Raw genomic sequence first — 2,002 nt, forward strand, 5'->3', positions numbered from 1 at the left:
TGCTCATGCTGAGTTTCCAGCACTAGATTAACTGCCCGTTCACGGACTTCCGGAGAGTAACGTTTGGTCGTTGTCATAGAGACCTCCACTTTTAAAGTATAGACTCTAATTTATCCGGGGTGATTCAAACTGGTCGCTGCGCATCGCCCATGATTTGCAGCATCCCTTCGAGCCCAGCCATGAAAATATGGCCAACCTTAATCTGCACCGCGAACAGCCGGCGGAACGCCTGGCGGCCGCGCTGCGGCGGGCGTTTTCCGGCATCGTCGCGGGCAACGTAAAGGAGTACAGCATTCAGGCTATCGAGCAGTACGGGCCGTATCAACTGCATGGGGATGCGGAAATTATGCGGCATATGGATACGCTGCTACAGGGCTTTGTTGCCCGGCAGCGCCTACCTTCCGTGCTACGAAATCCGTATTTAACGCAACCGATGCCGGCGGGAAGCCGGCATCAGCATCTCACACCGCCTGCGGGACCGCTGGCCCGCCCAATGGATAATCAGGATAGCACTCCATGTCGGTACATTTGTTAATCGTTGACGCGCTGAATCTCATTCGCCGCATCCATGCCGTGCAGGGCGCCTCCTGTCTGGCCGCCTGCGGACACGCCCTGAGCCAGCTCATTGTCCACTGTAGCCCCAGCCACGCCGTGGCGGTGTTTGACGACGATGAGCGCCACGAAAGCTGGCGCCATCAGCAGTTACCGCAATACAAGAGCGGCCGCGCGCCGATGCCGGAAGATCTGCAGGCGCTGATGCCGGCCATCCGCGAGGAATTTACTCGCCAGTCCGTCGCCTGCTGGCACGCCAGCGGCTATGAGGCGGATGATATTGCCGCCACGCTGGCGATCAAGGTGGCGGCAGGCGGGCATCGGGTGACGTTGGTCTCTACCGATAAGGGCTATTGCCAGTTGCTTTCACCCTCGATACAAATCCGTGACTACTTTCAAAAACGCTGGCTGGATATGCCTTTCGTTACGCGGCATTTCGGCGTCCAGCCACAACAATTGACCGATTTTTGGGGATTATCAGGCGTGAGCAGCAGCAAAATCCCAGGCGTTACCGGCATCGGTCCCAAAAGCGCCGCACAGCTTATCAGCGAGGCGGGCACGCTGGAAACGCTGTATCAGCGGCTGGCGCAAGTGCCGGAAAAATGGCGGCACAGGCTGGAACGCGATCGTGAACTGGCGTTTCTCTGCCGCCGGGTGGTGACGCTGGATACCGCCGTGACGCTACAGGGCAATCTACAGCAATTGCGGTTACGTTAGCCCTCGCGGCAAAAAAGCAGCAGCCCTCCCGCCAGCGCGAGCCAGGGACCAAACGCCAGCGGCATCGCCAGCGTCGCGCCGCGCCATCGCCGCAGGCATAAAACGCACAACAACCCTCCCGTTGCGGCCAGCAGCAGCAATAGCGGCAACGCACGCCAGCCCAGCCAGGCCCCCAGCGCCGCCAGAAGCTTAAAATCCCCCGCCCCAAGCCCATGGCGGCGGCGCGCCAGCCGGTAAACGCCGTTGACGCACCACAGCGTCAGATAACCGCTCACCGCGCCCCACACCGCATCAGACAGGGGGACAAACGTGGCGCCGAGATTAAATAACAGGCCCAGCCACAGCAGCGGCTGGGTGATGACATCCGGTAGCCGCCATGTCGCCGCGTCCACCACCGCCAGCAGCAAAAGCGCGCTCAGCAACATGACCGCGCCCGCCAGCGCAGCACCCGGGGCAAAATGGACTGCAGCCAGCAGAAACAGTACACCAACGCACAGCGCCAACGGCCAGCGACGCGTTAAGAGGCCACCGCCGCGCCCGCGGCTGCGCCGGGGAGGACAGCGCAAAAAGGGCGAGCTCTCCAGGAGGTGTAACAGCAATGAATGCAGGTAAGCGCCCCATATAGGACGTCTTTCGATTTCGACAGGGATGATTAAGGATGGTGTCCACCTATTTTAAGTGGACACTATCTATGACAGAGCCCAAAAAACCGCGAGCCAACTACTCCATGGAG

2 protein-coding genes and 1 pseudogene are annotated in these 2,002 nt (G+C 60.2%); 2 read left to right on the top strand and 1 reads right to left on the bottom strand.

Going from position 1 to position 2,002, the window contains the following annotated elements; all coding sequences use genetic code 11:
* Nucleotides 1-127 precede the first annotated feature (127 nt).
* Both CINSTRO3249_RS15445 and xni read left to right on the top strand, forming a co-directional pair.
* Nucleotides 128-425, top strand: a pseudogene (locus tag CINSTRO3249_RS15445) (pyrimidine/purine nucleotide monophosphate nucleosidase domain-containing protein); the annotation flags it as partial.
* Between the two features lie 91 nt (nucleotides 426-516).
* The gene (gene xni / locus CINSTRO3249_RS15450) at nucleotides 517-1,269 is read left to right on the top strand and encodes a flap endonuclease Xni (protein ID WP_074013869.1); all 753 of its coding nucleotides are present in this window, start codon (nucleotides 517-519) and stop codon (nucleotides 1,267-1,269) included.
* On the opposite strand, the gene CINSTRO3249_RS15455 is transcribed toward xni, so the two are convergent.
* Nucleotides 1,266-1,868 (bottom strand): prepilin peptidase, encoded by a 603-nt coding sequence (locus CINSTRO3249_RS15455; protein WP_254304382.1) that lies wholly within the window; start codon nucleotides 1,866-1,868, stop codon nucleotides 1,266-1,268. The two genes, xni and CINSTRO3249_RS15455, sit on opposite strands and share 4 nt — an antisense overlap.
* Between the last annotated feature and the right edge of the window lie 134 nt (nucleotides 1,869-2,002).

The organism is Candidatus Sodalis sp. SoCistrobi (genome assembly GCF_900143145.1).
Classification (GTDB): Bacteria; Pseudomonadota; Gammaproteobacteria; order Enterobacterales; family Enterobacteriaceae; genus SoCistrobi.

What these genes read in the sequence shown, in the direction of transcription:
- xni (WP_074013869.1), top strand. Translation starts at nt 517, where the DNA reads ATGTCGGTACATTTGTTAATCGTTGACGCGCTGAATCTCATTCGCCGC.